The 25,255-nt window shown below is 74.3% G+C and carries 24 protein-coding genes and 2 pseudogenes; 12 read left to right on the top strand and 14 right to left on the bottom strand.

Annotated elements, in window-relative coordinates:
- Positions 1 to 71: 71 nt before the first annotated feature.
- Positions 72 to 221 carry a hypothetical protein gene (locus Prubr_RS22360; RefSeq protein WP_212816857.1) on the bottom strand — a complete coding sequence of 50 codons (150 nt, stop codon included), beginning with the start codon at positions 219 to 221 and terminating at the stop codon, positions 72 to 74.
- Positions 218 to 1,405 carry a zinc-dependent alcohol dehydrogenase gene (locus Prubr_RS22365; protein ID WP_212816858.1) on the bottom strand — a complete coding sequence of 396 codons (1,188 nt, stop codon included), beginning with the start codon at positions 1,403 to 1,405 and terminating at the stop codon, positions 218 to 220. The genes Prubr_RS22360 and Prubr_RS22365 overlap by 4 nt, the downstream gene beginning before the upstream one ends.
- A 203-nt stretch (positions 1,406 to 1,608) precedes the next feature.
- On the opposite strand from Prubr_RS22365, the gene Prubr_RS22370 reads away from it, so the two are divergent.
- From Prubr_RS22370 to Prubr_RS22380, 3 genes are all read left to right on the top strand, one after another.
- A complete protein-coding gene (locus tag Prubr_RS22370; RefSeq protein ID WP_212816859.1) occupies positions 1,609 to 3,000 on the top strand; it encodes a cellulase family glycosylhydrolase in 1,392 nt (463 codons plus the stop codon).
- 128 nt (positions 3,001 to 3,128) lie between these two features.
- The gene (locus Prubr_RS22375) at positions 3,129 to 4,337 is read left to right on the top strand and encodes a heparin lyase I family protein (RefSeq protein WP_212816860.1); all 1,209 of its coding nucleotides are present in this window, start codon (positions 3,129 to 3,131) and stop codon (positions 4,335 to 4,337) included.
- A complete protein-coding gene (locus Prubr_RS22380; RefSeq protein ID WP_212816861.1) occupies positions 4,334 to 5,797 on the top strand; it encodes a discoidin domain-containing protein in 1,464 nt (487 codons plus the stop codon). The genes Prubr_RS22375 and Prubr_RS22380 overlap by 4 nt, the downstream gene beginning before the upstream one ends.
- A gap of 74 nt (positions 5,798 to 5,871) precedes the next feature.
- Here Prubr_RS22380 and Prubr_RS22385 read toward each other — a convergent pair whose 3' ends face one another.
- On the bottom strand, positions 5,872 to 8,544 hold the full coding sequence (locus Prubr_RS22385) for a LuxR family transcriptional regulator (protein ID WP_212816862.1): 2,673 nt from the start codon (positions 8,542 to 8,544) through the stop codon (positions 5,872 to 5,874).
- 121 nt (positions 8,545 to 8,665) lie between these two features.
- On the opposite strand from Prubr_RS22385, the gene Prubr_RS22390 reads away from it, so the two are divergent.
- Both Prubr_RS22390 and Prubr_RS22395 read left to right on the top strand, forming a co-directional pair.
- A complete protein-coding gene (locus Prubr_RS22390; protein WP_212816863.1) occupies positions 8,666 to 11,344 on the top strand; it encodes a helix-turn-helix transcriptional regulator in 2,679 nt (892 codons plus the stop codon).
- A 100-nt stretch (positions 11,345 to 11,444) separates the two neighbouring features.
- Complete coding sequence (locus tag Prubr_RS22395; protein WP_246567499.1) at positions 11,445 to 11,660, top strand: hypothetical protein; 216 nt, start codon at positions 11,445 to 11,447, stop codon at positions 11,658 to 11,660.
- On the opposite strand, the gene Prubr_RS22400 is transcribed toward Prubr_RS22395, so the two are convergent.
- Together Prubr_RS22400 and Prubr_RS22405 are read right to left on the bottom strand one after the other, a co-directional pair.
- Positions 11,657 to 12,070 (bottom strand): VOC family protein, encoded by a 414-nt coding sequence (locus tag Prubr_RS22400; RefSeq protein ID WP_212816865.1) that lies wholly within the window; start codon positions 12,068 to 12,070, stop codon positions 11,657 to 11,659. The genes Prubr_RS22395 and Prubr_RS22400 overlap by 4 nt on opposite strands.
- A 158-nt stretch (positions 12,071 to 12,228) precedes the next feature.
- On the bottom strand, positions 12,229 to 12,435 hold the full coding sequence (locus Prubr_RS22405) for a hypothetical protein (RefSeq protein WP_212816866.1): 207 nt from the start codon (positions 12,433 to 12,435) through the stop codon (positions 12,229 to 12,231).
- Positions 12,436 to 12,568: 133 nt separating this feature from the next.
- Between Prubr_RS22405 and Prubr_RS22410 the strand changes: the two genes are divergently transcribed.
- Positions 12,569 to 13,078 carry a hypothetical protein gene (locus Prubr_RS22410; RefSeq protein ID WP_212816867.1) on the top strand — a complete coding sequence of 170 codons (510 nt, stop codon included), beginning with the start codon at positions 12,569 to 12,571 and terminating at the stop codon, positions 13,076 to 13,078.
- Between the two features lie 2 nt (positions 13,079 to 13,080).
- Here Prubr_RS22410 and Prubr_RS22415 read toward each other — a convergent pair whose 3' ends face one another.
- Together Prubr_RS22415 and Prubr_RS22420 are read right to left on the bottom strand one after the other, a co-directional pair.
- Positions 13,081 to 13,446 carry an MmcQ/YjbR family DNA-binding protein gene (locus Prubr_RS22415; RefSeq protein WP_212816868.1) on the bottom strand — a complete coding sequence of 122 codons (366 nt, stop codon included), beginning with the start codon at positions 13,444 to 13,446 and terminating at the stop codon, positions 13,081 to 13,083.
- Positions 13,447 to 13,663: 217 nt separating this feature from the next.
- Positions 13,664 to 14,827, bottom strand: a complete 1,164-nt coding sequence (locus Prubr_RS22420; protein ID WP_212816869.1) for a LolA family protein — start codon at positions 14,825 to 14,827, stop codon at positions 13,664 to 13,666.
- 129 nt (positions 14,828 to 14,956) lie between these two features.
- On the opposite strand from Prubr_RS22420, the gene Prubr_RS22425 reads away from it, so the two are divergent.
- Together Prubr_RS22425 and Prubr_RS22430 are read left to right on the top strand one after the other, a co-directional pair.
- Positions 14,957 to 15,613 carry a response regulator transcription factor gene (locus Prubr_RS22425; protein ID WP_212816870.1) on the top strand — a complete coding sequence of 219 codons (657 nt, stop codon included), beginning with the start codon at positions 14,957 to 14,959 and terminating at the stop codon, positions 15,611 to 15,613.
- Between the two features lie 170 nt (positions 15,614 to 15,783).
- On the top strand, positions 15,784 to 17,211 hold the full coding sequence (locus Prubr_RS22430; protein WP_212828366.1) for a sensor histidine kinase: 1,428 nt from the start codon (positions 15,784 to 15,786) through the stop codon (positions 17,209 to 17,211).
- Here the strand turns inward: Prubr_RS22430 and Prubr_RS22435 are convergent.
- The 3 genes and pseudogenes from Prubr_RS22435 to Prubr_RS22445 form a co-directional block, all read right to left on the bottom strand.
- Entirely contained in the window at positions 17,157 to 18,620 is a 1,464-nt protein-coding gene (locus Prubr_RS22435; RefSeq protein ID WP_212816871.1) for a fibronectin type III domain-containing protein, read from the bottom strand. The genes Prubr_RS22430 and Prubr_RS22435 overlap by 55 nt on opposite strands.
- A 311-nt stretch (positions 18,621 to 18,931) precedes the next feature.
- Positions 18,932 to 19,870, bottom strand: a pseudogene (locus Prubr_RS37000) (tetratricopeptide repeat protein); the annotation flags it as partial.
- 61 nt (positions 19,871 to 19,931) lie between these two features.
- Entirely contained in the window at positions 19,932 to 20,405 is a 474-nt protein-coding gene (locus Prubr_RS22445) for a MarR family winged helix-turn-helix transcriptional regulator (protein ID WP_212816873.1), read from the bottom strand.
- Positions 20,406 to 20,451: 46 nt separating this feature from the next.
- Between Prubr_RS22445 and Prubr_RS37735 the strand changes: the two are divergent.
- The 3 genes and pseudogenes from Prubr_RS37735 to Prubr_RS22455 all read left to right on the top strand — a co-directional run.
- Positions 20,452 to 20,529: pseudogene (locus tag Prubr_RS37735) on the top strand (VOC family protein); the annotation flags it as partial.
- A gap of 92 nt (positions 20,530 to 20,621) precedes the next feature.
- Positions 20,622 to 20,972: a VOC family protein gene (locus tag Prubr_RS22450; RefSeq protein ID WP_281425950.1), complete on the top strand. Its 351-nt coding sequence runs from the start codon at positions 20,622 to 20,624 to the stop codon at positions 20,970 to 20,972.
- A gap of 76 nt (positions 20,973 to 21,048) precedes the next feature.
- Positions 21,049 to 21,942, top strand: a complete 894-nt coding sequence (locus Prubr_RS22455; protein ID WP_212816874.1) for a hypothetical protein — start codon at positions 21,049 to 21,051, stop codon at positions 21,940 to 21,942.
- Here Prubr_RS22455 and Prubr_RS22460 read toward each other — a convergent pair.
- Together Prubr_RS22460 and Prubr_RS22465 are read right to left on the bottom strand one after the other, a co-directional pair.
- Positions 21,920 to 22,423 (bottom strand): potassium channel family protein, encoded by a 504-nt coding sequence (locus tag Prubr_RS22460; RefSeq protein WP_212816875.1) that lies wholly within the window; start codon positions 22,421 to 22,423, stop codon positions 21,920 to 21,922. The genes Prubr_RS22455 and Prubr_RS22460 overlap by 23 nt on opposite strands.
- A gap of 87 nt (positions 22,424 to 22,510) precedes the next feature.
- Positions 22,511 to 22,693, bottom strand: coding sequence for a DUF4236 domain-containing protein (locus Prubr_RS22465; protein WP_212816876.1), 183 nt, complete (start codon positions 22,691 to 22,693; stop codon positions 22,511 to 22,513).
- A 301-nt stretch (positions 22,694 to 22,994) separates the two neighbouring features.
- On the opposite strand from Prubr_RS22465, the gene Prubr_RS22470 reads away from it, so the two are divergent.
- Entirely contained in the window at positions 22,995 to 23,510 is a 516-nt protein-coding gene (locus Prubr_RS22470; protein WP_212816877.1) for a flavin reductase family protein, read from the top strand.
- A gap of 42 nt (positions 23,511 to 23,552) precedes the next feature.
- On the opposite strand, the gene Prubr_RS22475 is transcribed toward Prubr_RS22470, so the two are convergent.
- Together Prubr_RS22475 and Prubr_RS22480 are read right to left on the bottom strand one after the other, a co-directional pair.
- Entirely contained in the window at positions 23,553 to 24,008 is a 456-nt protein-coding gene (locus tag Prubr_RS22475; RefSeq protein WP_212816878.1) for an RrF2 family transcriptional regulator, read from the bottom strand.
- A gap of 30 nt (positions 24,009 to 24,038) precedes the next feature.
- A complete protein-coding gene (locus Prubr_RS22480) occupies positions 24,039 to 25,019 on the bottom strand; it encodes a helix-turn-helix transcriptional regulator (RefSeq protein WP_212816879.1) in 981 nt (326 codons plus the stop codon).
- Between the last annotated feature and the right edge of the window lie 236 nt (positions 25,020 to 25,255).

Genomic DNA, 25,255 nt, shown 5'->3' on the forward strand with positions numbered 1-25,255 from the left:
CGGATCCCTTCCCACGGCATTCTTGCCGACCGTGGTAACCGGTCGGGGCCGCGGCAAACCTGCCGTAGGTGTCAGATCCGGCGGCGGCGCAGGCCGGGCTCGCGGCGCAGGGTGCGGCGTACGGGCGGCCGGTCGCCGGTCACGGCCGGCCCGGGCCGGTCCGGTGCGGGCGGGGTCTTCGCGCGGGGCGCCGGGGTCGGGTCGGGTGGGCTCGTCGTCATGGGCGCAACAACACCTTCACTACTCCGTCCTCCTTCTTCTGGAACATCTCGTAGCCCCGTGGGGCGTCCTCGAGCGGCAGCCGGTGGGTGGCGAAGTTCTCCACGCCGAGCGGGTCGTCGTCGCGGACGACCAGCGGCATGATCGCGTCGGACCAGCGCCGGACGTTGGCCTGGCCCATCCGCAGCGTCACCTGCTTGTCGAAGAGGGTGAGCAGCGGCAGCGGGTCGGCGGTGCCGCCGTAGTCGCCGATGACCGAGATGGTGCCGCCGCGCCGCACGATGTCGCTGGCCAGGTGCAGGGCGGCGAGCCGGTCCCGGCCGGCGCGGGCCATCAGGCGGGAGCCGATCGAGTCGGGCAGGGTGCCGGACATCTGTTGGGCGACCTTGCCCATCGGGTCGCCGTGCGCCTCCATGCCGACGGCGTCGATGACCGAGTCGGGGCCGCGGCCGTCGGTGCGTTCCCGGATGGCGTCGGCGATGCCCTCGTCGTAGTCGTGCAGGTCGAGTACGTCGACGTCGTTGCGCCGGACCCGTTCGACGCGTTCGGGGACCAGGTCGACGCCGATCACCTGCCCGGCGCCGCGATGTCTGGCGATGCGGGTGCACATGTCGCCGACCGGGCCGAGGCCGAGCACGACCAGGCTGCCGCCGGGCGGTACGGCCGCGTACTCGACGGCCTGCCAGGCGGTCGGCAGCACGTCGGACAGGTAGACGAACCGGTCGTCGGGCGGGCCCTCGGGAACCTTGATCGGGCCGTACTGCGCCTGCGGCACCCGCAGGAGTTCGGCCTGCCCGCCGGGGACCTCGCCGTACAACTTGGAGAAGCCGAACAGGGCCGCGCCCATGCCGGTGTGGCGGACCTGGGTGACCTCGCACTGGGTCGGCAGGCCGAGCCCGCACATGTAGCAGTGGCCGCAGGCGATCTGGAACGGGATCACCACCCGGTCGCCCGGGACGAGGATGGTGATCTCGTCGCCGACCTCCTCGACCACCCCCATCGGTTCGTGGCCGAGGATGTCGCCCTCGCCCATGAACGGCCCCATCACCTCGTACAGGTGCAGGTCGGAGCCGCAGATGCCGGTGGAGGTGACCCGGATGATGGCGTCGGTCGGCTGCTGGATCACCGGGTCCGGCACCGTCTCCACCCGTACGTCGCGCTTGCCGTGCCAGGTGACTGCTCGCATCTGTTGGCCTCCGGGGCTCCGCGGACGCGCCCGCTTACCCGGCGGGTGGCCGGGGTAACGTCCGGCGGCTACTTAACCGGTTGACTGGATCGATGGGCGTGCCTAATCTGGTGCGAGCCGCAGGGAGCCGGTTGGCAGTTGTCGGGCAGCGACTGCCAGTCCCGACGTCTTCGCCCGTCCACGGGCACTTCCTGAGGCAGGTCATGAAAACACGACTAACCGTCGCCGGTGCGACGCTGCTCGCCACCATCGCCGCCCTGTTGGTCTTCGTGCCGTCGGCGCACGCCGCCACCGGCTTCTACACCACCGGCGGCAAGATCTACGAGTCCAACGGCAACGAGTTCATCATGCGGGGCGTCAGCCACCCGCACGCCTGGTACACCCACCAGACCAGCTCCTTCGCCAACATCAAGTCGCTGGGCGCCAACACCGTCCGGGTGGTGCTCAGTGGTGGCCGGTGGGCCGCCAACGGCCCGGCCGACGTCGCGAACGTGGTCGCGCTGTGCAAGCAGAACAAGCTCATCTGCGTGCTGGAGAACCACGACACCACCGGGTACGGCGAACAGGCCGGCGCGGTGACCCTGGACCGGGCGGTCGACTACTGGATCAGCCTGCGTGACGTCCTGGCCGGTCAGGAGAAGTACATCATCGTCAACATCGGCAACGAGCCGATCGGCAACAACCCGGTGACGCCGGGCTGGGTGCAGGCGACCTCCAGCGCGATCAACCGGCTGCGCGACGCCGGCTTCGACCACCAGATCATGGTTGACGCCCCGAACTGGGGCCAGGACTGGCAGTTCACCATGCGCGACAACGCGGCGGCGGTCTTCGCCAGCGACCCCGACCGCAACACCGTCTTCTCGATCCACATGTACGGCGTCTTCGACACGGCCGCCGAGGTCACCGACTACCTGGGCCGGTTCCGGACCGCCGGGCTGCCGATCGTGGTCGGCGAGTTCGGGTTCAACCACTCCGACGGCAACCCAGACGAAGACACGATCATGTCGTACACCACGACGCACGGGATCGGCTACATCGGCTGGTCGTGGAGCGGCAACGGGGGCGGCGTCGAATACCTCGACATGGTGACGAACTTCAACGCCAACGCGCTCACCTCGTGGGGGCAGCGGATCTTCAACGGGGCGAACGGCATCCGGACCACGTCCCGGGAGGCGACCGTCTACGGCGGTGTCCAGCCGACCACTCCGCCGCCGACGACCCCGCCGCCCACCACGCCCCCGCCGACGACGCCGCCGCCCACGACGCCGCCGCCGACCACCCCGCCGCCCGGCGGCAAGAGCTGCACCGCCACCTACACCGTGGCCGGGCAGTGGCCGGGCGGTTTCCAGGGCGACGTGAAGGTGACCGCCGGCAGTGCCGCGATCGCCGGCTGGACGGTCAGCTGGACCTTCGGTAACGGCCAGTCCGTCAGCCAGTCCTGGAGCGCCAACGTCACCAGCAGCGGTTCGGCCGTGACGGCCCGCAACGTGGCCTACAACGGCAGCCTGCCCGCCGGTGGCACGACCAACTTCGGTTTCATCGGTTCCTGGACCGGCACCAACGGCGTACCGGCGGTGACCTGCACCGCGAGCTGACGGGCGGGCGTCTGAGTATCTATTACTCATGACGGTTGTCGATCCGCTGTACGACGCTGCGAGGGGTTCGGGCGGTGCCGGACAAATCCGGCCTCGCCCGAACTCTGCCGATCCGACGGGAGCGACGTATGGCATCCATCCGCAACCGATCCCTGGCCGCCGTGGCCGCCGCGGCGCTGGGCCTGGTGGTCGCCGTGACGGTGGCCGGGCCGGCCGGCGCCGACCCGGCCGGCGTCCTGCGCACCCTCGACTGGGAGGACCCGGCCGACCGCACCCTGCCGGCCGCGCCTCCGCCCGGGTTCCTGAAACAGTTCGTCACCGGGCACGGGGCGACGACGGTCACCTCGCCGGTGCGGGCCGGCGGCAACGCGGTCCGGTTCCAGTTGGACCGCACCGACGCGAGTCCGGCCGCGGGCAGCAAACGCGCCGAGATCAACCAGCCCGACTCGCAGCCGGCGAACGCCGAACGCTGGTACGGCTTCAGCATCAACCTCGACCCGAGCTGGGCGTACGACACGTCGTCCGAGATCGTCACCCAGTGGCACCAGTGTGACAGCGGCTGCCCCGGCGGCTCTCCACCGCTGGCGCTGCTGACCAGCAAGGGCCGCTGGCAGATCGACTTCCGGGGCGAGTTCGTCGACCTCGGGCCGTACCAGACCGGGGTCTGGACCGACTGGGTCTTCCACGTGCGGTGGCGCACCGACGGCGCCGGCCTGCTGGAGGTCTGGCGCGACGGGGTGCCGGTGCTGACCCGTACCGGTGCCGTGCACGGCGGCGGGCCGAGGTCGCCGTACTTCAAGATCGGCATCTACAAGTGGGACTGGGCCTTCGCCGACCGGCACTCGTCGGTCGACCGCCGGGTCATGTTCCACGACGAGGTCCGCATCGGCGACGAACGGGTGACGTACGACGACGTCGCGCCGGGCCCGGACGGCTGTGCGGGCGCCGTGCCGGCCACGGCCACCGCGAGCACCCACGAGGCGGCGAACCCGCCGGCCCGGGCGGTCGACGGCGACCTCGGCACCCGCTGGTCCGGCGAGGGCTTCGGCGCCGCCCTGGTGCTCGACCTCGGCGCGGTCCGGCGCCTGTGCGGCACCACCGTCGCCTGGCACAAGGGTGACGCACGCTGGAACGACTACACCGTCTACACCTCCGCCGACGGCGTCACGTACGCCAAGGCCTGGGAGGGCCGCAGCACCGGCGCGACGACCGCGCCGGAGACGGAACTGTTCACCGCCGGCCCGCGCGACGCCCGCTTCGTGAAGATCTCCTGGTGGGCCAGTGCCGAGGGCAACGGCTGGGCCAGCATCACCGAGGCCGGGGTGCTCGGCTCGTGACCGCCCCTGCCGACACCCCCTGGCCCACCGACACCCCCTGGCCGCGCCGCCGGCCGCCGCGCGACACCCCCTGGCCGCGCCGCCGGGCCCCACGCGGCGCCCGCCGGCCGGCCGCCGGGCCTCGTGCCCGCCGGCTGGCCGGCCGGGGCCTGCTCGGCGGGCTCCTGGTCGCCGCCACCGCACTGGTCGGCGGGACCGCGACCGCCGCCGACGTACCGTCCGACGTGGTGCCGGCCATTCCCGGCTGCACCACCGCCGTACCGGCCACCGCCACCGCGAACACCCACGAGGCGGCGAACCCGCCGCCCCGGGCGGTCGACGGCGACCTCGGCACCCGCTGGTCCGGCGAGGGGTTCGGTGCCCAGCTCACCCTCGATCTCGGCACGGTCCGCGACCTGTGCGGGATCCGGGTGGCCTGGCACCTCGGCGACCTGCGGTGGAACGACTTCACCGTCTACACCTCCACCGACGGCGCCGCCTTCACCAAGGTGTGGGCCGGTCGCAGCACCGGCACGACCGCCGGCTTCGAGAGCTCCCCGTTCGCGGCACCGACCGGCGCCCGCTTCGTCCGGGTCGCCTGGTGGGCCAGTGCGCAGGGCAACGGCTGGGCCAGCGTCGGCGAGGTCGCCGCGCTCGTCGCGGATCCCGAGCCGGGCCCCGGTGCCGAGCACGTCGTCGTCGCGGCCGGTGACATCGCCACCCGCTGCACCGGAACGTCCTGCGCCCACTGGCGCACCTCGGAGCTGGCGCTCGCGCTCGACCCGGACGCGGTGCTCGTCCTCGGCGACAACCAGAACAACGACGGGACGTTCGAGGAGTACCAGGCGTACTACGAGCCGAGCTGGGGCCGGCTGAAGAACCGGACCCGGCCGACGCCGGGCAACCACGAGTACATCCTCGGCGACGGCGCACAGGGCTACTTCCGCTACTTCGGCGACCTGGCCCGGCCGAACGGCACCAGCTGGTACAGCTTCGACCTCGGCAACTGGCACGTCGTCTCGCTGAACTCCGAGTACGAGCGGTCGGCGAGCGGCCCGCAGGTCGCCTGGCTGAAGGCGGACCTGGCGGCGAACACGAAACGGTGCGTGCTCGCCTTCTGGCACCGGCCGATGTTCAGCTCCGGCGGCACGCACGGCAACTTTCCCAACATGCGGCCGTTCTGGGACGCGCTGTACGCCGCCGGCGCCGACCTGGTCCTCAACGGACACGACCACTCGTACGAGCGGTTCGGGCCGCAGACCCCGGACGCGGTCGCCGCGCCGGCGGGGATCCGCGAGTTCGTGGTCGGCACCGGGGGAGCGGCGCCCCGCGAGTTCGGCACGGTACGGGCCAACAGCGAGCTGCGGCTGCGGGTCAACGGCGTACTGAAGCTGACCCTGGGCGCCGACAGTTATTCGTGGCAGTTCGTCGACGTCGACGGTGCGGTCCTCGACGCCGGCGGCCCGGTGGGCTGCCACTGACCCGGCGGCGCGGCCCGCGACCTCCCACGGGCCGCGCCGCCGGTCCGGCCGGCCCGGCCCGGGGCCGGCCGGGGTCAGCCCGCCGTTTCCCACAGCGGGTCGACCCGCAGGCCGGGGTCGGGCAGGCCGAGCGCGGCCGGCAGGTCCCGCCGGCCGCGCACGCCGAGCTTGGCGTATGCGCGGTGCAGGTGGTTGGCGACGGTGCGCCGCGACAGGCCGAGCCGTTCGGCGATGGTGTCGTCGGGCAGACCGGTGGCGGCCAGCTCGCACGTCTGCCGTTCCCGGCTGGTCAACGCCGCCGACGGCCCCGCCGTCACCGTCCATGGTGGACGGTATCCGTCGCACCACCGGTGCAGCCGGCCGACGTCGACCCGCAGCTGCGCGGCGATCCGGTCGTGGCCACCGGCGGCGGCGAGCCCGGCTGCCGTCGACGCCGCTTCCAGCGCCAGCCCCCGGTAGCCGCACCGGTCGAGGTCGGCGACGACCGACCGCAACCCGTCCAGGTCGGCGTCGGCGGCGGCGCCGGCGTGCCGCGCGAACGTCCGGAACAGGTCGCTGTCACAGTCACCCGCCGCCTCGGCGAGCGCCGCCGCGACCGCCGGGGTCGGGCGCAGCCGCGCCGACAGGTAGAACGCCTGCACCGCATTGGTCGACCGGCCCGCCGACCGGTACGCCGCGCCGAGCCGGGCGGCGTCCTCGGCCGCCGCCGCCGGCCGCCCGCTCCACGCCTCGACCTGCAGCGCCGCCAGCCGCAGCTCGTCGTGCGGGCCGGACGACGCCGGCACCCGGCGCCCGATCTCGGCCAGCACCGTGCCGGCCCGGTCGGGGTGCCCGGTGGCGGCGAGGCAGGTCGCATACCCGGCGAGGACGAGGATCTGGAGCGGGACCGGCGAGTCCTCGTCGAGCAGGGCCCGGGCCTCGCGGAAGTGTGGCAGCGCCCGCGCCGGCCGGCCCGCCCACATCTCGCACGTCCCCAACTCGCTGGCGAGCAGCGCGACCTCGGCCGCCGCCGGCCCGGTCACCGCCACCCGGTAGCCGGCCTCGGCGGCGGCCGACGCCTCGTCGAGCCGGCCGGTGAGCTGCAGCGCCCGGACGCGACAGGCGACGGCGGTCCCGCGGATCGACGACCACGGCCGGGGCGCGCCCATCCGTGCGGCCGGGAACGTGTCCGCGACGTACGCCGGCCGACCCGAGTGGATCAGCAGGAGGGCCCGCAGCGGGTCGACGACGCTGGCCACCACCGGGTCGTCGACCGCCACGTCCGCCAGATCGGCCGGACCCGGCACCGGTCCGCCGCCGAAGGCGGCCATCGCGAGCCGCGCGACCCGCAGTTCGGGCGCGGGTGCCCCCTCCCGGGCGCAGCCGCGCACCACCTGTGCCGCGTCGGCCGGCCGGCGCCGGTTCCACAACAGGTTCAGTGCCCGCACCACCACCGGGCCGGGGCGGTCCGGGTGGCGGCCCAGCAGTTCCTCGGCCTCGACCGACCGGTCCTGCGCGACGAACGCCCGGCCGAGCAGCCACACCCCGGCCGGGCCGGGGACGTGCCGGGCCAGTTCGCCGGCGAGCGTCGCGTCGCGGTCGGTCAGCGCCTGTTCGGCGGCGGCGAGCACCTCGGCGTCGGCGATCCGCTCACCGGAGGCGAGCCGCCAGGCGACCGTCCGCGGTCCGGCCGCCCCGTCCCGGGCGGCGCGGGCCAGCTCCCGGTGGATCCGCGGTCGCGCCTCGGCACCGGTCGCGGCCCGCAGGACCGCCCCGTACAGCGGATGGCCGACCCGCACGACGAGTCGTTCGGCGTGGCGTTCCACGGCGATCAGGGCCCGCAACTCCAGCTCCTCGAGGACGGCGGTGTCGACCAGTGCCTCCAGCACCTCGAGCGCGACCGGTTCGGCGTGCGCGACGTACGCCAGCGCGGCGGCCTCCGCCGTCGTCGTCGTCGCGGCGAGCAGCCCGGTGACGAGGTCGCGCAGCTCCCGGCCGGGGCGCATCGCCCCGGTCCACCGCCACATCCCGTCGGTACGCCGCAGGGCACCGCCGGCCAGACCGGCGTCGAGCAGGTGCCGCAGGAACAGCGGGTTGCCGCGGGTGGCCCGCCACAGCCGGTGCATGGTCAGCCCGTCGACCGGCCCGTCCAGGGCGGCCTCGACACAACCGGCGACCGCGTCGCGGGGCAGCGCCCCGACCGTCATCGCCCGTACGAACGGCCGGCGCAGCAGCGCCCGTACCGGGCCGGTGGCCAGGTGTCCGGTACGGGTGGCGGCCAGGATCCGGACGCCGGCCGTCGCCGCCAGGTGCTGTACCAGCGCGACCGACGCGTCGTCGAGAAGGTGCACGTCGTCGACCGCCAGCACGCAGGCCCGGCCGGCCGCCGCGGCGCGCAGCTGCCGGGTGGCCGTGGCGAAGACGTCGGCGACGCCCGTCCCGGCCCGCCCCGGCCGTTCTCCGGTAACCGGCTGTTCCGTCGCCGGCTCTCGCGTCGCCGGCTCTCGCGTCGCCGGCTCTCGCGTCGCCGGCTCTCGCGTCGCCGGGAACGGCAGCCCGCCCGCCGCCCCGGCGACCAGCACGTACGCCCCGGCCGTCCGGCACGCCTCGACGATCTCCGCCAGCAGCCGGGACTTGCCGATCCCGGCCGCACCGGTCAGCAGCACCCCCGGTTCGCCGGCCCGACCCAACCGGGTGACCGCCGTCCCGACCTCGGCCGCGCGGGCCACGAAGGGCCAGCCGGAGCGGATCTTCCATTGCTTTTCCACTCGGTTTCCTTCCGAGTTTCGCGTGGTAGTTGGCATGGTTCATCCGCTCGTACGACGAGGATCCATGTCGGGTCCAAGGAGGATCATGAGTATTTCGTACTCAATGGCCCGGCCAGCGGCTGTGACCGAACCTGGACACCCGGTCACCGTCGGCGTCGAACGCGACTGGCCGGTTCTCGGCCGCGACGCCGAGATCGCGTACGGCGAGCGGGCGCTCGCCGGGCCGGCCGGCCCGGGACTGGTCGTCACCGGCGAACCCGGGGTCGGCAAGAGCCGGCTCGCCGACCTTCTCCTCGACCGGTGCGCCGCCCGCGGTCTGCTGGTGCTGCGCGGTGCCGCGACCGAGGCCACCCGGCACATCCCCGGCGTCGGCGTCGCCGGGCTGCGCCGGCCCGACGCCCCCGGCTGGCTGCCGGCCGGCGGACGGCTGCGCGACGAACTGCCCCGCGACCGGCCGGTCGTGGTCGGCATCGACGACGCCGACCACCTCGACGACGCGTCCGCCGCCGTCCTCGCCGAACTGGGCGGCGTCGCCGACGTACGGCTGCTGCTCACCACCGGTCGCGCCGCCGGACCGCCCGCGGCCCGTACCGACGTCGCCGGCCGGCCGCCCCGGCGGCTGCACCTGCCCAGCCTGAGCCGGGCCGTCACCTCCGAACTGCTCGGGCAGGTCCTCGGGCCGGTCGACGGGCTCACCGCCGACCTGCTGTGGCGGGCCACCCGCGGCAATCCGCGGCTGCTGCGACGGATGCTCGACATCGGACTGGAGACCGGCGGGCTGACCCGGGCCCACGGTGTCTGGTCCTGGCGCGGCCGGCTCGACGACCAGCCCCGGGTACGCGACCTCGCCAGCACCGACCTCGGCACCTTCGACAGCGCCGAGATCACCGCCCTGCGCTACGTCGCGCTCGCCGGCTGCCTCTCCGAACGGATCCTGGTCGACCTCGTCGGGGCCGACGCCGTCGCCGCGGTGGCCGGCCGCGGCGCGGTCACCCGCTCCGACGGCCCCGACGTCCGGCGGACGGTGGCGATGGCCCACCCGCTGTACCGGCAGCTCGCCCTGGCCGGGCTCGGCCAGCTCCGGCGCCGGCAGATGTACCGCGACCTGGTACGCGCCGCCGGCCGGGCCGGGACGCGCGGCGTCGACGCCGCCGGCCTGGTGTGGTGGCGGCTGGAGGCCGACCTGCCGCAGCGGGGGCCGGGTCCGGCGGCCGCCGCCGCCCGCGCCCTGGCCGCCGGCGCCCCGGTCCTCGCCGAGGACCTCGCGCGCCACGTCCCGGGTACCCGCGGCGTCGGGCTGCGCGCCCAGGCGCTGATGGCGCAGGGGCGGCCCGCCGAGACCGAGCGGCTGCTCGGTGCGGTCGACCGGGACACCGAACTGGCGGCGCTGCGGTCGTTGAACCTGTTCTGGGGGCTCAGCCGGCCGGCCGACGCCCGTGCCGAGGTGTTCCGGGCCCGGGCGGCCGCCGGTGGGCCGGCCGGGGACGATCTCGGCGTGGCCGAGCTGGCGGTGTCGCTGTTCACCCGCGGTCCGTCCCCGGCCGTCGACGCGGCTCCGGGCGCGGCACCGCCTCCGGGCACGGCACCGCCTCCGGGCACGCCACCGGCCCCGGTTGCGCCACCGGCCCCGGGTGTCCCACCGGCCGTCGCCGCGCCCCGCCCGCTCAACCCGCTGGTCGCCGACGCCCGGACCACGATGAACGCCTACCTGCTGACGTTCCGGGGCCAGCCGGCCCGGGCCGCCGGGCGCTTCGCCGACGGCAGCCTCACCCTTCCGGCCCGCTGGCCCGCGATGCGTGGCTCGGCCGCCGCCTGCCACGTACACGCGCTCATCCTCGCCGGCCAGCTGGCCGAGGCGACCCGGCTCGCCGACCGCTACTACGCCGAGGCGGTCCGGCGCGGCCAGCCGGTCGAGGTCGCGGTCGTCGGCCACGAACGCGGCGTCTGCGCGATGTGGGCGGGCCGCCCGGCCGAGGCCCTGCCGGCGCTGCGGGAGGCGCGGGCGTTGATCGACGAACACACCCCGTTCCCGGTCCGGGTCTTCGTCTCCTGCGAGTACGCGGTCTGCGTGGCCGCGCTCGGCCGGCCGGACGAGGCGTACCGGGAACTCGACCGCGGCCTGGCCGAGATCCCGGACGACCTCGGCCTGCGCGACCGTCTCGAGTTCAGCCAGATCCGGGCGCTGGCCCACTCCGGCCGGCTGGCGTACGCGGCCGATCTCGCCGACCGGCTCGCCGACCGCTACCTCGACGCGGCGCGGCTGACGACCGCCGTCGAGTGTGCCTACTTCCAGGTGCGGTTGCGCCCGTCGACCCGTGGCGCGGCCCGGCTGCGCGCCGCGGCGAAGCAGTGCGACAGCCCGCTGTTCGATCTGTTCGCCGACCACGCGGAGGCGCTCGCCGCCGCCGACGCGCGGGCGCTGTGTCGGGTCGCCGACGGGTTTGCCGAGCGCGGCTACCTGGGGCTGGCGTACGAGGCCGCGGCGGCCGTGCCCGGTGGCGGACGGGTGCCCCGCGACGCCGAACGGCGGCTCGCCGACCTGGCCGGGCGGTACTCCGGACCGCACCCACCCTGGGCCGGCGGGCCCGGTGTGGCCGACCCGCTGACCGCCCGGGAGCGGGAGGTGTGTGAACTGGCCGCCTCCGGCCTGACCAACGCCGCCATCGCCACGGCCCTGAACATCTCGGTACGCACCGTCACGAACCTGCTGGAACGGGCCTACCACAAGCTCGGTATCCACCGTCGCCGCCAGTTGCCGGCCGCCCTGTCCCGCTCCCTGGTTTCCGCGGGCCGGGATTAAGGTCCCGCGTGTCGCCGGCATGTCCCGGTGTCCGTTCCCCACTCCCGGCGATCTTGTCGATCAGCGGCAGTTTCCGCAGGTCAGAGCTATGGTCGACGGCGTGGGAAGACTGGTGTGCCGGTGCTGCGGGCAGTGGCGGGTGACGGTCGAGACGATCCGTGGCCGGCACCTCTACCGGCTGGCGCACCGGCAGCGGCCCGGGGCCGGCGAGGGGGTCGAGGTGGTCGGCGAGGTGCCGACCGTCGGCGCACTGGAAAACCTGCTGTACGTCCACGCCCGGCTCACCCTGGCCGACCTCGCCGACGCCGCCCGCTAGAGCCTCGGTACCTGCCCCGGCCCGCCTGACCGGAAGCTGTCCCGGAGTTCCTGGACAGGACTCGACAGCAGGCAGAACTCGTTGCCCTCCGGATCGGCGAGCACGACCCAGCTCACGTCGGAGGGTTGTCCCACCTCGACGCGTCGTGCCCCGAGGCTGAGTAACCGGTCGAGCTCCGCCGCGGTGGACACGCCGTCGGCACGCAGGTCGAAATGCAGCCGGTTCTTGACCACCTTGCCCTCCGGCACGACCACCACGTCGATCATCGGCCAGGAACGGTCGGACGCCGCGATGGTGATCACCTCGGCGTCCTCGTCGACGACCTGCCAGCCGAGAACCGCGCACCAGAAGTCGGCGATCATTCGGGGTCGGACGGCGTCGATGGCGATGACGGCAAGACGGCTCGGCATGCCGCCATTCTTCCCACCCGCGGCGATGCACCGGCCCCGGCCCGGCGTTCGTCCCGACACCGCCGACCGGATCACGCGCCACAGCCGGCGCGGCCCCCGCGTACGCACACCGGCCCGCGCCGCGGCGGCGGCACGGGCCGGTACGTCACGTCGCGCCGTCACTGTGACGGCTGCGGAACCTCACACTCGATCTTCGGATTGGCACCCATGTAGTTCAACGGCCCGGCGATCGCGGTGACCACGATCGTGCCGGCCTTGGCACAGTTGGCGTCGTCACCGTCGAAGTAGCCACGCTGGCCCGCCGCCACCACGCCGATCAACACCCAGATCAGCAGAAGCACACCGACTATCGATCCTCCGCGCACGAGAGCCTCCCAGGTCGTACGAGTCGCCGCGTCCACTCTGGACCGTCATGTCCGGCGATGCCTGACCATTCGTACCCAGAGCCGGCAGCGCCCTAAACTGCGCCGGCTCGCGCCGGTCGGGGAGGATGTCGCGATGGGCTGGAACACCACCGCGATCTTCGCGGCCGACTGGACGACCGACCGACTGCTCGAACTGGCCCCGGACGACGTGCGCGCCCGGCCGACCGGCAGACTCGTCGGCCTGGACGAGGCCGGCTCGGCCTTCCCCGGCGGCCGCCTCTACCTGCGCGAACACGCCGGCTGGTCACAGCTGTGGGACCCGGACCTGCGGGTGATGCCCTTCAGCCCCGACCCCGGACGCGACGGGCTCGCCGCCCCCGGCACCCGCGTCCTCGGCGTCATCTTCGGCAGCGTCAGCAGCACCTACGGCTTCTGGTACGTCGACGACGGGAAGCTGGTCCGCCAGATCGTCTTCCAGGAAGGTGAGCCGGTCCAGGACGACGGCGACCCGCTGCCGGTCGAGTCGCAGGTGGAGATCCCGCAGTGGGGACCCGACGAGGACTTCGTCTTCGCCGTCATCGGCGCGGTGACCGGCTACCGACCCGACGACGAGCCGCGCTACGCGGTCTACGAGGTGGACTGAGCTCAGCCGACGGCGTCGGGCCGGCCGGCGGTGAGCCGACGCGGCGCGGTCAGCAGCCACGCCTCGGTGACCAGTTCGGCCAGCTCGTCCGGCGGCACGTGCGCCAGCCGGACCAGCACCCACCCGAACCGGCCCGAGCAGTGCGACCGCTCGTACGCCACCGGGTTGTCCAGCACCAGCGCCGCCTGCTCGTCGCGGGTCGCCTTCACCACCAGCGTCTCGCCGTCCTCGGACAGGTAGGCGAAGCCCTTGCCCCGGACCCGGAACGCCACGTCCTCGCGCGACTGGTGCCGCTCGACGCCGGCGAGCCCGCCGATCAGCCGCAGCACCTCGTCGGCGTCGACCCCGCCGTCACTGACGTCTGCCATACCGCAGGTTTACCAGCCCGGCCGACGTCCCGCGACCGCCCGGGCCGGTCCCGGCCGCCGCACCTCGGCCGACTCCGGACGGGTCGGCCACGGACACGACGTCGGCCCGTCCGGACGCCCGACCCGGAAAGCCTGCCGGCCCCGGACACGACGGCGGCGCCGGGATGCGGTCCACACCGCACCCCGGCGCCGCCGGTGCCCGTCGGCGAAGGGCGGGCTACCTCGTCTGCGCCGCCACCTCGTAGAGCCGTTCCGGCGTCACCAGGCCGCCGATCACCCGGCCGTCGTCGGTGAGCAGCACGCTGAACAGGTGGGTCGACAGCAGCCGCCCGCTGCCCCAGTCGCCGCTGACCGCGGGGAACTGGTTGAGCAGGCCGGCGAACTGGGCCACATCGGTGCCGGGCTCGCCGCCGGCGCCGGGCGCACCGGGCGCCGACTCGGGCAGGGTGCCGACCAGCACCGTCGTCCAGCCGGTGCCGACCGTACGGGTTTCGGGGCGCTGTTCCGGCGCCGCGCCGGGTTCGGCGGCCTCGCCGTCCGGCCGGTGCCCGCCGAACGGCCCACCGTCCGGGCCGGCACCCTCGGCGCCGCCCTCGGTCACCTTGGTACCCGGCGGCGGGTTGAACACGAACTGCTCCGGCGCCGGCCGGTTGAAGTCGACCTGGGTGAACGCGACCTCGAACGCCGGCTCCCCGACGCCTTCGGCGAACACCTCGAACCGCAGCGGGACCTTCTCCTCGGCGTCGATCGCGATCCGGATCTCCTCGACCAGCGACGCCTTGTCGCGGGGGGCGAGGATCAGCTCGTACGCGTCCCGCCCGGCGATCGTCGCCGACCGGCCGACCCGTACCTCGGTGGTCGGGTCGATGGCGGCCAACGCCTTGTCGGCGGCCTCCTCCGGCGTCGCCGGCAGTCCGCCGGGCAGCTCCGGCGGCGCGTCCTTCTTGCCCGGGTCGAGCTTGTAGTGGACAGCCTCCTTCTTCTGGCTCGACCAGACCCAGGCGTCGGCGCCGTTGCGGATCACGTCGGTCTCGCCGAGCGTGCCGACCAACGCGACCCGGGCCTGGTCCGGCCCGTTGTACCAGACCCGCAGCGTGTGCCGGCCGGACGCCAGCGCCGCGAGTTCGGAGCCGCTGTTGCCGGCCAGCGTCTCCAGCGCCGGCGGCAGGCCGAGGTCGGCCCGCTGCACCACGGTGCCGGAAAGCCCGTCGAGGCGGGCGGTCTGCAGGTCGACCAGAAGTTGGGCCGCGTCGCGTGGCGGCAGGTTCGGTTCGGACGCGGCCGCGAGCGTGCCGATGGCCGCGCCGCCGCCCAGGACGACCACGGCGGCACTGGTGGGGACGAGCCAGCGCAGCGCGGGACGGGACTGGAACAGTGACATGTCGTGCACCTCCTGGTACCCATCGTGCACCGGGAGCCCTGTGAGACGGCTGAGAAACGCAACGTCCGGCTGTGCCCGGGCTGAGAAGGGGCATGGTTGACCGGGAGGCGGGATGGCACGCTTGACGGCGTGCGGTTGCTGGTGGTGGAAGACGAGGCGCGGCTCGCTACCGCGCTGCAACGCGGCCTGCAGGCCGAGGGCTTCGTGGTCGACGTCGCCGCAGACGGCCCGACCGGCCTCGACATGGCCCGGCACGGCGGCTACGACGCCATGATCCTCGACGTGATGCTGCCCGGCCTGTCCGGTTACCGGGTGGTCCGGCAACTGCGGGCCGAGGAGCACTGGCTGCCGGTCCTCATGCTGTCGGCCAAGGACGGCGAATACGACCAGGCCGACGGCCTCGACTGCGGCGCCGACGACTACCTGACCAAACCCTTCTCGTACGTCGTCCTGCTGGCCCGGCTGCGGGCGCTGCTGCGCCGCGGCGCCCCGCAACGCCCGGCCGTACTCACCGCCGGCGAACTGAGCCTCGACCCGGCCCGCCGCCGGGTGACCCGCGGCGACACCGAGGTCGAGCTGACCGCCCGCGAGTACGCGCTGCTGGAATACCTGATGCGCCGGGCCGGGCAGGTGGTCTCCAAGACCGAACTGCTCGACCACGTGTGGGACGCCGGTGTGGAGACCGCCCCGAACGCCGTGGAGGTCTACGTCGGCTACCTGCGCCGCAAGCTCGGCCGGGACCTGCTGGAGACCATCCGGGGCGCGGGCTACCGGCTGGCCACATGACCACCAGCCCGCCCCGCACGACACCCACCGGACCGGCGACCAGCGGCCCCGGTGGGTTGGCGGCCGGGGCCGGGACCGCCGGGCGGCCGCCGGGCCGCGCGCCCGCCACCGGTGCCGTGAAACGCCGCGGATGGCGCCGCCTGCTGCCGGCCGGCCTACGCAACCGGCTCATGGTCATCGGCGTCGCCGGCCTGGCCGTCGGTCTCGTCCTGGGCGGAATCGCACTGGTCGGGACACTGGCCTTCGCCCTGCAACGCAGCGCCGACAACGAGGCCCGCCGGATCGCCGAGGCGGTCGCGATGCTGGTCACCGAGGACGCCCTGCCCGATCCGCTGCCGGTCGTCGGCAGCACCGTCAGGGTCCAGGTCGTCGATTCGCAGCGCCGCGTCCGGTCCGCCTCGATCGACGCCGACCGCCTGGTGCCGATGCTCTTCGGCGACGAACTCGACCGGGCCCTGGAAGACGGCCCGGTGTTCATCCCCGGTGACCGGCTCGGCCTGCGCGGCCCGGTACGCGTCGTCGCCGTGCCGGCCGGACCCGCCGACGACCCGCAGACCGTGCTGGTCGGCAAGTCGATGGCCGACGTCGCGCACAGCGTCGACCTGCTCAAGACCAGCCTGCTGATCGGGTTTCCGCTGCTGCTGGCCCTGCTCGCGGTCGTTGCCTGGCGGGTCATCGGCGCGACCCTGCGGCCGGTCGAGGCGCTGCGGGCCGGCGCGGAGGAGATCACCGGCGGGGCCCGGCCCGGCCAGCTGCCGGTGCCGGAGTCACACGACGAGATCCACCGGCTGGCGGTCACCCTCAACGGCATGCTCGACCGGCTCGAATCGGCCCGCGGCCGGCAGCGGGCCTTCGTCGCCGACGCCGCCCACGAGCTGCGCAGCCCGCTGGCCAACATGCGTACCCAGCTCGAGGTCGCCCAGCGGCTCGGGCCGCGCAACGACTGGCCGGCGGTCGCCGACGACCTGCTCGCCGACACCGAGCGGCTCAGCCGGCTGGTCAACGACCTGCTGCTGCTCGCCCGCGTCGACGACGCCGGCCCGCGGCCGGCGAAGGTCGGTCGGGTCGAACTCGGCGAGCTGATCGCCGGGGCGGCCGGCCGCCACCCGTCGCCACCGGTGCGGGTCGAGGCGTCTGACACCGCGCTGTGGACCGTCGGGGACCCGGACGCGCTCGGCCGCGTTGTCGCCAACCTCGTCGACAACGCCGTACGGCACGCCCGCGGCGAGGTCGTCGTGTCGGCGTACGCCGAGCCGCCGTACCAGGTGGTCTCGGTCACCGACGACGGACCCGGCATCCCGGCCGCCGACCGCGACCGCGTCTTCGACCGGTTCACCCGGCTCGACGACGCCCGGGCCCGCGACGCCGGCGGCGCCGGGCTCGGCCTCGCCATCGTCCGCGAACTGGTCCGCCAGCACGGCGGTACGGTGCGGCTCGACGACGCCCGGCCCGACGCCTCCGAACCCGCCGCGAACCCCGGCCTGCGCGTCGAGGTACGGCTGCCGGCCGCCCCGGCCGACCGTCAGCGCTCCGTGCAGGACCGTCAGCCGCGCTCGGTGCAGGCCGGCTCGGAGCGCCCGACCACGTCGGTGGAGTAGACGACCGCGACCACGAAGCAGTAGTCGACGCTCGCGTTCAGCCCGTACACCACGTAGCTCGACGTACCCGGCGGCAGATCCTGGAACGCGCGCGGCTCCTGCCCGGGCCGCCCGGCGGACACCACCACCGGCCCCTCCGCGCCCTGCGGATAGGTCCAGGTCAGCGTCACACTGTCGCGGTTGTCGGTCACGGTCAGCCCGCCCGGCGGGGTGCCCGGCTCCGCCGGCGGCGGCGCGGCCGGCCCGGTCGGCACCGGGGCGCCGGTCGCCGACGGGACCGGCTGGCCGCCGTCCGCGTCCGACGTCGACTCCTGCCGGTCGGCGAGCGCGAAGCCGGCGATCACCGCGACCGCGCCGAGGGCGACGACGACCAGCCCGGCCAGGATCACCGGCACCAGACGCCGGTCCGGCGGGGGAGCGGCCGGCCGCGGAACCGGGACCGGCAGCGTGTTGGGACGCCGTACCGGCAGGTCGCCGCGGCGGCGCACCGCCACGTCGGTCGTCGGGGTACGGCGTACCTCGTGCACCCCGGGGTGGGCGTCGCTCGGCTCGTGGTGGGGGGCGGCCGCGATCTGCTCACGGTCGGCCCCGGCCGGTGCGAAGCCGGGTACGTCCGGCGGCAGCGCCGGCTCCCGCTCCTGCCAGGTCGGGTCCGGTTTGGTGAGGTCCGGGCGCCGGGGCGCGTCCGGGTCGGCACCGGTCTGCGGGTACGTCGGCCCGGCGTACTCCCGCTCCGGATGTCCGACCGGGTGACCGGCGGTGCGGTCGGCGTGGTCGTCCCACGGCTGCTCCTGGGCCCATGGCTGTTCTGCGCCCCACGGCTGCTCGTCGCCCCACGCCTGTTCTGCGCCCCGCCGCTGGTCCTCGCCCGGTGGCTGGTCCTGGCCCCGCCGCTGCTGCGGGACGCCGTCGGACCGGTCGGCCCGGTCGTTCGGGCCGGGATGGTCGTCGCGGCGGTCGGCGTCGGGCCGGCCGGTGTCCGACCAGCCGGGTTCGGGGCGGTCGGTGTCCGCCCAGGTGCGCTCGGGGTGACCCGGGTCTGGCCCGTCGTGTTCGGTGCGGCCGGTGGCCGGCCAGCCGGAGTCGGTGTCCGCCCAGGTGCGCTCGGGGCGGCCCGGGTCCGGCCAGTCGTGGGCGGCGGGTGCGGTGTCCGGCCAGGCGGGGTCGGCGTCGGGCCGGTCGGGGGTGCGGCGGCCGGTGTCCGGCCAGTCGCTGTCCGACAGCGGATGGGGCGGAGGCGTGCCGTTCGAGTGCGCTTCCGTGGTGCGCGGGGCGCCGGCGGAGAGCGGGTCGTCGTGCCAGGCCCGGTCGTCGTAGCCGGTCTCCCGACCGGCGGGGTCGTCACGCCACGGCTGCTCGGTCGGCGGGCCGGCCGGGTCGTGATACCAGGCCCGGTCGTCGTAGGTCATTGGCCCGGTCGGGGCGTCGTCGCGGTCGCGGACGTCGTCGGGGGCCGTCGGTCGCGGTGCTGCGCGGTCGTCGGCCTCGCCCGGCTCCGGTGGCCACCACTGGTCCGCCGGCAGGCCGGTGTGGCCCGGGGGAAGCGGGGCATCGAGTTCGTTCGGGAACCGGAAGGGCTCGGGCTGACCGGTGTCCGGGCGCTTCTCCCACGGCGGCGGGCCATCGTCCCCGCCGATCGGGGCCGGGTCGTCGATCGAGGGGGAGTCGTGGGTGTGTCGCGGCGTGTCGTCCGCGACAAGTCCTTGATCGGGCACCACCGCGGGCGGCGGGGCGGCGGCGGCCGAGGGGGCGGATGCGGTCTCGTGGCCGCCGTCCTCGTCGATCGAGGGGGAGTCGTGGGTGTGTCGCGGCGTGTCGTCCGCAACAAGTCCTTGATCGCGCACCAGCCCGGGTGGCGGGGCCGGTGGGACCGGCCGTTCCGGCGGGTCGGGGGTGGGGTCGGGGGTGGGGGCGGGGGTGGGGCGGGCGTGGGTGGGGGCGGGGCGGGGCTGGGTGGGGCTTCGTTGCAGAGGTGGTCGGGGGTGGCGGTGGCCCGGGCCAGGGCCGCCACCTGCACGGCGAGCGGATGGTCGGGCGGCAGGCTCTCCCGACACAGTTCCTGGGCCAGGGCGAGGTTGTCGTTCGCCTCGGTGAACCGGCCGCAGTCGCGCTGCATCCCGCCGAGCCGGGCGAGCATCTTGATCCCGCTGGGGTGGGTGTCGCCGTACACCTCGCGGTGCAGCGACCAGGCGTCCTCGAGGCGGTTGCGGGCGACCTCGCACTCGCCCCGGGCGTATTCGACGGTGGCCAGGTCGGCGTGGGCGGCCAGCACCCGCAGCGACTCGGGGCCGTCGATCGAGGTGAGGGCGGCGATCACGTCGCGGTAGAGGTGGGCGGCGCGGGCCTGGCTGCCGACCCGGTGCAGTACGGCGGCCAGGGTGGCGGCGGCACCGACGGCGCGTTCGTCGTGCGATCCGTGGAGGCGGCCGACGGCGGCGTACGCGAACGCGGCCCACGGCCGGGCGGCGCGCGGGTCGCCGAGGGTGAGCAGCAGCCGGGCGTGCAGGCCGGCGGCCTCGGCCAGGTCCTCGGAGGCGTTCGCGGGGCTGGGGTCGGCGCCGACGAGTGCGTCGGCGAGCAGATCCCGGGCGCCGGCCAGGTCGCCGTCGGCGACGAGGGTATGCGCCTGTGTGGTGATTTCCCCCAGCCCGATTGACACGCCCCATCGTGCGTGTACGGCCACGTTCAGTACAAGGGGGCGAAGGTGGGTTCTTTGGTCATTATGCCGGGCGATCCGGTTGGAGGTGGTCGATGATTGCCTCGCTGATCCGGCGCAACTGGTCGACCTGGGCCGGGGTGAGTGGGTCGAACAGGTGGCTGCGCACCCCTTCGACGTGGCCGGGTGCGGCGGCGGCCAGCACCTCGAAGCCGTGGTCGGTGAGGACGGCGAGCTGGCCGCGCCGGTCGGTGGGGCAGTTCTCCCGGCGTACCCAGCCGGCTTCCTCCAGCCGGGCGACGGCGTGCGAGAGCCGGCTGCGCGACGAACCGCTCGCGTCGGCGAGTTCGCTCATCCGTAGCCGCCGCCCGGGTGCCTCGGAGAGCCGGACGAGGATCTCGTAGTAGGCGTGCGGCATGGCGGCGTCGCGTTGCAGTTCCCGGTCGAGGGTCTCCATCAGTGCGCGGGAGGCGGTGAGGAACGCGCGCCAGGTGCGTTGTTCGTCGGGGTCCAGCCAGCGGGTCATGACCCCGATCATACCGGGACTAGTTGAGCTCTCAACTAAAGTGGGCTACCGTCGAGGCATGGGAATCCACCGCCTCAACCACGCCGTCCTCTTCGTCAGCGAGCTTTCCCGCAGCGTCGCCTTCTACCGCGACGTGCTCGGGTTCCGGGTGGTCCCGATGACCCCGGACGGATTCGCCGGCGCCGCGTTCCTCCAGGCCCCGGCTCCACCAACGACCACGATCTGGGCCTGTTCGAGGTCGGCCCGGGCGCCGCCCCGTCACCGGCCGGCCGGGGCACCGTCGGCCTCTACCACCTGGCCTGGGAGGTCGACACCCTCGACGAACTCGAGGCCACCATGGTCCGCCTGGTCGGGGCGGACGCCCTGGTCGGCAGCTCCGACCACGGCACGACCAAGAGCCTGTACGGCAAGGACCCCGACGGGCTGGAGTTCGAGATCGTCTGGCTGATCCCCAGGGACCTGCTCGACCAGGAAGCCCTCGACGCCCGCCGGCGCATCCGCCCGCTCGACCTCGGCCGCGAGAAGCAGCGGTACGGCGGCCAGACCCGCGGCGGCGTCGGCATCTCCGTGCCGGCCTGACCCGCGCCGGGGCCGGCCGCCGCGAGCGGGGACCCCGCGTGGGCGCGGGCGGGGGCCGGGCGGGTAGAACCGACGCATGCCGCTTCGCGCCGTCACCGGCCACCTGCTCGTCCGCCAGCTCGGCCACTGGCTGCCCGACGCGCTGCACCGGTCGCGCCGGGCGACCCTCGTGCAGGCGTACGGCGGCGACCCCGGCGACACCCCCGAGGCGGCGTTGCGGGCCTGCACGCAGGCCGCCGACCGGTTGCGCGGCCGCCAGCTCACCGTCGTCGTGGTCGCCGGGAACGCGGTCGACGTCGCCGGCCGGCTCGACGCGCCGGCGCCCGGCGCCGGGGTGGCGGTGCACGGTGTGCCCGGCGGCCCCGACCACGTACCGGTCGCGCTCAAGGCCGCGGCCGCCGCCGGCGCGCCCGTACTGACGTACCTGGACGCCTCGACCGGGCCGGCGCCCGGGCCGGCGACGCTGGCCGCGGTGGCCGGCGGCCGGCCGGGCGAGCTGCTGCTGGTCCTCGGGCCGGCGGCCCGGGCCGGGTTCGACCACCGGGCGGCGCCGGCGTCCGTCGGCTTCCCGCTGGTCACCGCCGTCGAACTCGTTGAACCCGCCACCGACGGGCGGTGGCTCGTCGTCTTCGCCACCCGGCTCGGCCGGGCGTTGGACGCGTTCAAGGAGGCGCTGTGGGCGGCCGATGGGGTGCGCCTGCGCGACCCGGACGACCCCGACGCCGAAGCGGTCGACGTGACGTCCCGGCCGGACCTCGGCCCGCTGCGGCGCGCGCTGGTCGCCCACCTCGGATCGGTACGGCGGGCCAGCGTCGCCGATCTGCGCCGGTTCACCGCCACCGCCACGATCCACCGGTCCGCCGACACCGACCGGGTGCTCGCCGAACTGCTGGCCGAGGGGGCGGTCGACCGGGAGCCGCGGGCCGGTCGGCTGGCCGGCGATGTCGTCATCCGGCCGAGCGCTTCCTGATCCGGTCGGTGAGCAGGTCGATGAAGATCGACGCGCCGGTGGCGAGCACCACGAGGTTGAACGCCATCTGCAGCATCACCACGACCTTCGCCAGTTGCCCGCTGGGGTGGATGTCGCCGTACCCGACGGTGGCGAGGGTGGCCAGCGCGAAGTAGAGCGCGTCGGTCTTGGTCCGCAGGCTGGCGAACTGGTCGGGGCCGGAGATGGCGATGACGTAGTCGGCGAGCGCGAAGATCACCAGGCCGGCGACGATCGCGACGGCGAGCCCGGCCACCCCGCCGGCGGGTTGCGGGGCGGCGATCTGCCGGCGGATCTGCGCGCTGACGAGCCAGGCCACCAGCAGCAGGACCAGCACCGACCCGATGCCACGCAGCACCAACCGGACGCCGGCGACGCCGGGCTCGACCGGCACCAGGTAGAAGATCGCCACGATCAGGGCGCAGGTGACCGCCGGATGGGTGAGCAGGGGTCGAGTGGACATGTCCCGGATTGTCGGCCGCGGCGGCCGGTGCCGTACGCCGAACGGGGTGCCGGCGGACCCGCCGGCACCCCGTCCACGTGGCTCACGTCATCTACTACGTGCCTTGTCCTGTTTCCACGACAGCGGGCCGGGCAGGTCCACGCGATGCGCCTTCGCCCGCGAGTTCCACGACCACCGGCCGATCTTGATGCTCCACGACGAGAACCCGTTCTCGGTGAAGTTGAGGATGAACGGCCCGTACTTCTTGCGCTTGCGGAACATCAGGCCCATGGCTGTTGCTCCCTTCGGATTCGACTGCTCAACCGGGGTTGGATCGAAGTTTCCCTTTCGGTCGAACGGTCAAACGCCGCTTCGTGCGCCATGCTGGACAGTGTGGCATCGATCAATGACAAACCCTATCTAGCATGTAGGAGATTAGGGCATGGCTAGCCTGTCAGAGCCCGGCTGTCGCCATGCCGTAGGTAAAGATCCCATCATCTGGATGGCCGTTGACGGTACCTGTCGGCCGGCGGCAGCATGGTGCCATGCCGCAGCGAGCCGAGATGATCCGCCTTGGACATGAGGAGATCCCGTGACCGCTGCCGACCTCGCTCGCGTCGACGCCGATCTGTTCCGTTCCGTCCTGCGCCGGCAGGCCGCGTCCGTCACCGTGGTGACGGCCGCCGGTGACCCGCCCGCCGGCTTCACCGCCACCTCGTTCACCTCGGTCTCCCTCAAGCCGCCACTGGTCTCGTTCTGCCTCGGCCGCGACTCGTCGAGCTGGCCCACCGTCGAACGGGCCGGGCACCTCGCCGTGCACCTGCTCGCCGAAGGGCAGGAGGACGTCGCCCGGGTCTTCGCCACCAGCGGGATCGACCGCTTCGCCACCCACACCGGCTGGCACAGCGGACCGCACGGGGTGCCGATCCTCGACGGGGCCCTGGCCTGGCTGCTCTGCCGGCCGGTGCAGCGCATCCCGGCCGGCGACCACACGATCGTGGTCGCCGAGCCGCTCGTCGGCCGGCACGACCTCGACGGCGATCCGCTGGTCTACCACGCGGGGCGGTACGCCGCCCTCGCCGAGGAGCCGGGCGTCAACCTGCTGTGACGCCCGCCCGCCGCTCCTGGGCGGGCGAAGCGGCCCACGCCGTCAGCGGGGTTCCCAGGCGTCCGGGCGGGTGGTGAGCTTGCGTACGTGGGCCGGCATCTTGCCGCTGACCAGCTCGGCCAGGCTGACCTCGTCGACCACCTCACGGATCGCCGCCCGGACCGCGACCCACAGTCGGGGCAGGTTCTCCGCCGGCCCCTCGTAGCGGGTCTCCTCCGGACGCAGCCCGCGTACGCCGGCGAGCGGGCCGTCGACGGCGCGCAGGATCGCGCCGACCGTGATGTCACGCGGCGGCTGGGCCAGCGTGTAGCCGCCCTCGGCGCCCCGCTGGGCACGCACGATGCCGCTACGACGCAGGTCGGCCAGCACCGCTTCGAGAAACTTGCGAGGCATGTCCTGCTCTTGGGCGATCGCCTGGGCGGACATCAGCGAGGGATGGGCAGCCGCCAGGGCGAGCGCCGCCCTGACCGCATAGTCGCCACGCGCGGAGATCTGCACCCGACCATCATGCCGGTAAGGCGCACCCGTTCACGGCACGGGATCCCATCGCGTCGCCGTCGCCAGCGGCTGGCGCTGTCTCGGCACCCGTAGCGCCGGCGTCCGGTGCAGCTCGGCCCGGAACGCGCCGGGGCTGCGGCCGACCTCCCGCTGGAAGAACCGCCCGAAGTTCGTCGGCTCGGGAAATCCCAGCCGGCGGCCGACGTCGGCGATCGACAGGTCGGTCGCCGCGAGCAGCCGCCGGGCCTGCAACGCCACCCGGTCGTCCACGATCTGTTTCGCGCTGCGGCCGGTCACCGCCAGGCAGGCCCGGGTCAGAGTACGCACCGAGCAGTCCAGCCGCCGGGCGTAGTCCTCCACCCGGCGGGTCCGCGCGTACGACCGCTCGACCTCCGCGCACAGTCGCGCGAAGGTCCCGGCCGCCGAGGCGCCGTCCGGAACGGTGGCGCCGGCCGGGGAACTGCCGCCGAGTGGGGGAGTGGCACCGGTCGGCGGAGTGGCGCCGGTCAGGCCGGTGCCACCGTCGGTCGGCAGCAGCGCGATCCGCAGCAGCAGCACGGTGAGCTGGTGACGCAGCAGCGCGGCGGCCCGCTCACCGGAGCGGTGCCGCTGGCAGTCCACCACCAGCTGGCTGACCTCGTTGATCACCGCGTCCTCGTCCTCGCCGGCGAGCTGCCACCGGGTCGGCCCGTACGGGTCGTCGACATGGACCGTGCCCTCACGCCAGTAGACGACGGCGGCGTCGAGCCCCGGCTGGTCACCGAGGCGGACCACCTGGCCGGGCCGGGCCCTCAACAGGGTGCCCGGCCGGCAGTGGTGGGTCTCGAAGTCGATGTCGTGGCCGCCGTGGCCGACCGTGACCAGGGTCAGCATGTGCCGGTCGAGCAGCACCGGCGTCGGGTACACCTCGCCGGAGCGAATCTCACGCAGGGTAGTTGTGGTGATCCCGGCCAGGCCGGGAGGCGCGGCGGTCGAACGTGTGCCGCCGTCGGGCTGACCGAAACGGACCATCTCGCCGACGGTAGCCGTACCCCGGCGGGTTCGCACCCCCAGAGCGGAAGACGGGGGTACGGCGCACCGCCGAACCCCCGTTTCCCGTCGCGACCCGCGGACGGACCGCCGGGTCGCTGGCCCGGAATACCCGTGGACCGGCGAGCCAAACTCATTTTTCTGACAGTTTCCTGGATTGCTGGCAGTTCACTGGCAAAACCGGCCGTTCACTCGGTGAAGTCGGCGGTTCGCGTGGC

Source organism: Polymorphospora rubra, from assembly GCF_018324255.1.
GTDB classification, from domain to species: Bacteria; Actinomycetota; Actinomycetes; order Mycobacteriales; family Micromonosporaceae; genus Polymorphospora; species Polymorphospora rubra.

Bases quoted from the DNA above. Each gene is read 5' to 3' on its own strand.
- Prubr_RS22415 (WP_212816868.1), bottom strand. From the start codon at position 13,446: ATGGCAGACGTCAGTGACGGCGGGGTCGACGCCGACGAGGTGCTGCGG.
- Prubr_RS22435 (WP_212816871.1), bottom strand. From the start codon at position 18,620: ATGACCTACGACGACCGGGCCTGGTATCACGACCCGGCCGGCCCGCCG.
- Prubr_RS22480 (WP_212816879.1), bottom strand. From the start codon at position 25,019: ATGGTCCGTTTCGGTCAGCCCGACGGCGGCACACGTTCGACCGCCGCG.
- Prubr_RS22370 (WP_212816859.1), top strand. From the start codon at position 1,609: ATGAAAACACGACTAACCGTCGCCGGTGCGACGCTGCTCGCCACCATC.
- Prubr_RS22460 (WP_212816875.1), bottom strand. From the start codon at position 22,423: ATGTCCACTCGACCCCTGCTCACCCATCCGGCGGTCACCTGCGCCCTG.
- Prubr_RS22430 (WP_212828366.1), top strand. From the start codon at position 15,784: ATGGTCATCGGCGTCGCCGGCCTGGCCGTCGGTCTCGTCCTGGGCGGA.
- Prubr_RS22360 (WP_212816857.1), bottom strand. From the start codon at position 221: ATGACGACGAGCCCACCCGACCCGACCCCGGCGCCCCGCGCGAAGACC.
- Prubr_RS22365 (WP_212816858.1), bottom strand. From the start codon at position 1,405: ATGCGAGCAGTCACCTGGCACGGCAAGCGCGACGTACGGGTGGAGACG.
- Prubr_RS22420 (WP_212816869.1), bottom strand. From the start codon at position 14,827: ATGTCACTGTTCCAGTCCCGTCCCGCGCTGCGCTGGCTCGTCCCCACC.
- Prubr_RS22400 (WP_212816865.1), bottom strand. From the start codon at position 12,070: ATGCCGAGCCGTCTTGCCGTCATCGCCATCGACGCCGTCCGACCCCGA.
- Prubr_RS22465 (WP_212816876.1), bottom strand. From the start codon at position 22,693: ATGGGCCTGATGTTCCGCAAGCGCAAGAAGTACGGGCCGTTCATCCTC.
- Prubr_RS22410 (WP_212816867.1), top strand. From the start codon at position 12,569: ATGGGCTGGAACACCACCGCGATCTTCGCGGCCGACTGGACGACCGAC.
- Prubr_RS22445 (WP_212816873.1), bottom strand. From the start codon at position 20,405: ATGATCGGGGTCATGACCCGCTGGCTGGACCCCGACGAACAACGCACC.
- Prubr_RS22375 (WP_212816860.1), top strand. From the start codon at position 3,129: ATGGCATCCATCCGCAACCGATCCCTGGCCGCCGTGGCCGCCGCGGCG.
- Prubr_RS22455 (WP_212816874.1), top strand. From the start codon at position 21,049: ATGCCGCTTCGCGCCGTCACCGGCCACCTGCTCGTCCGCCAGCTCGGC.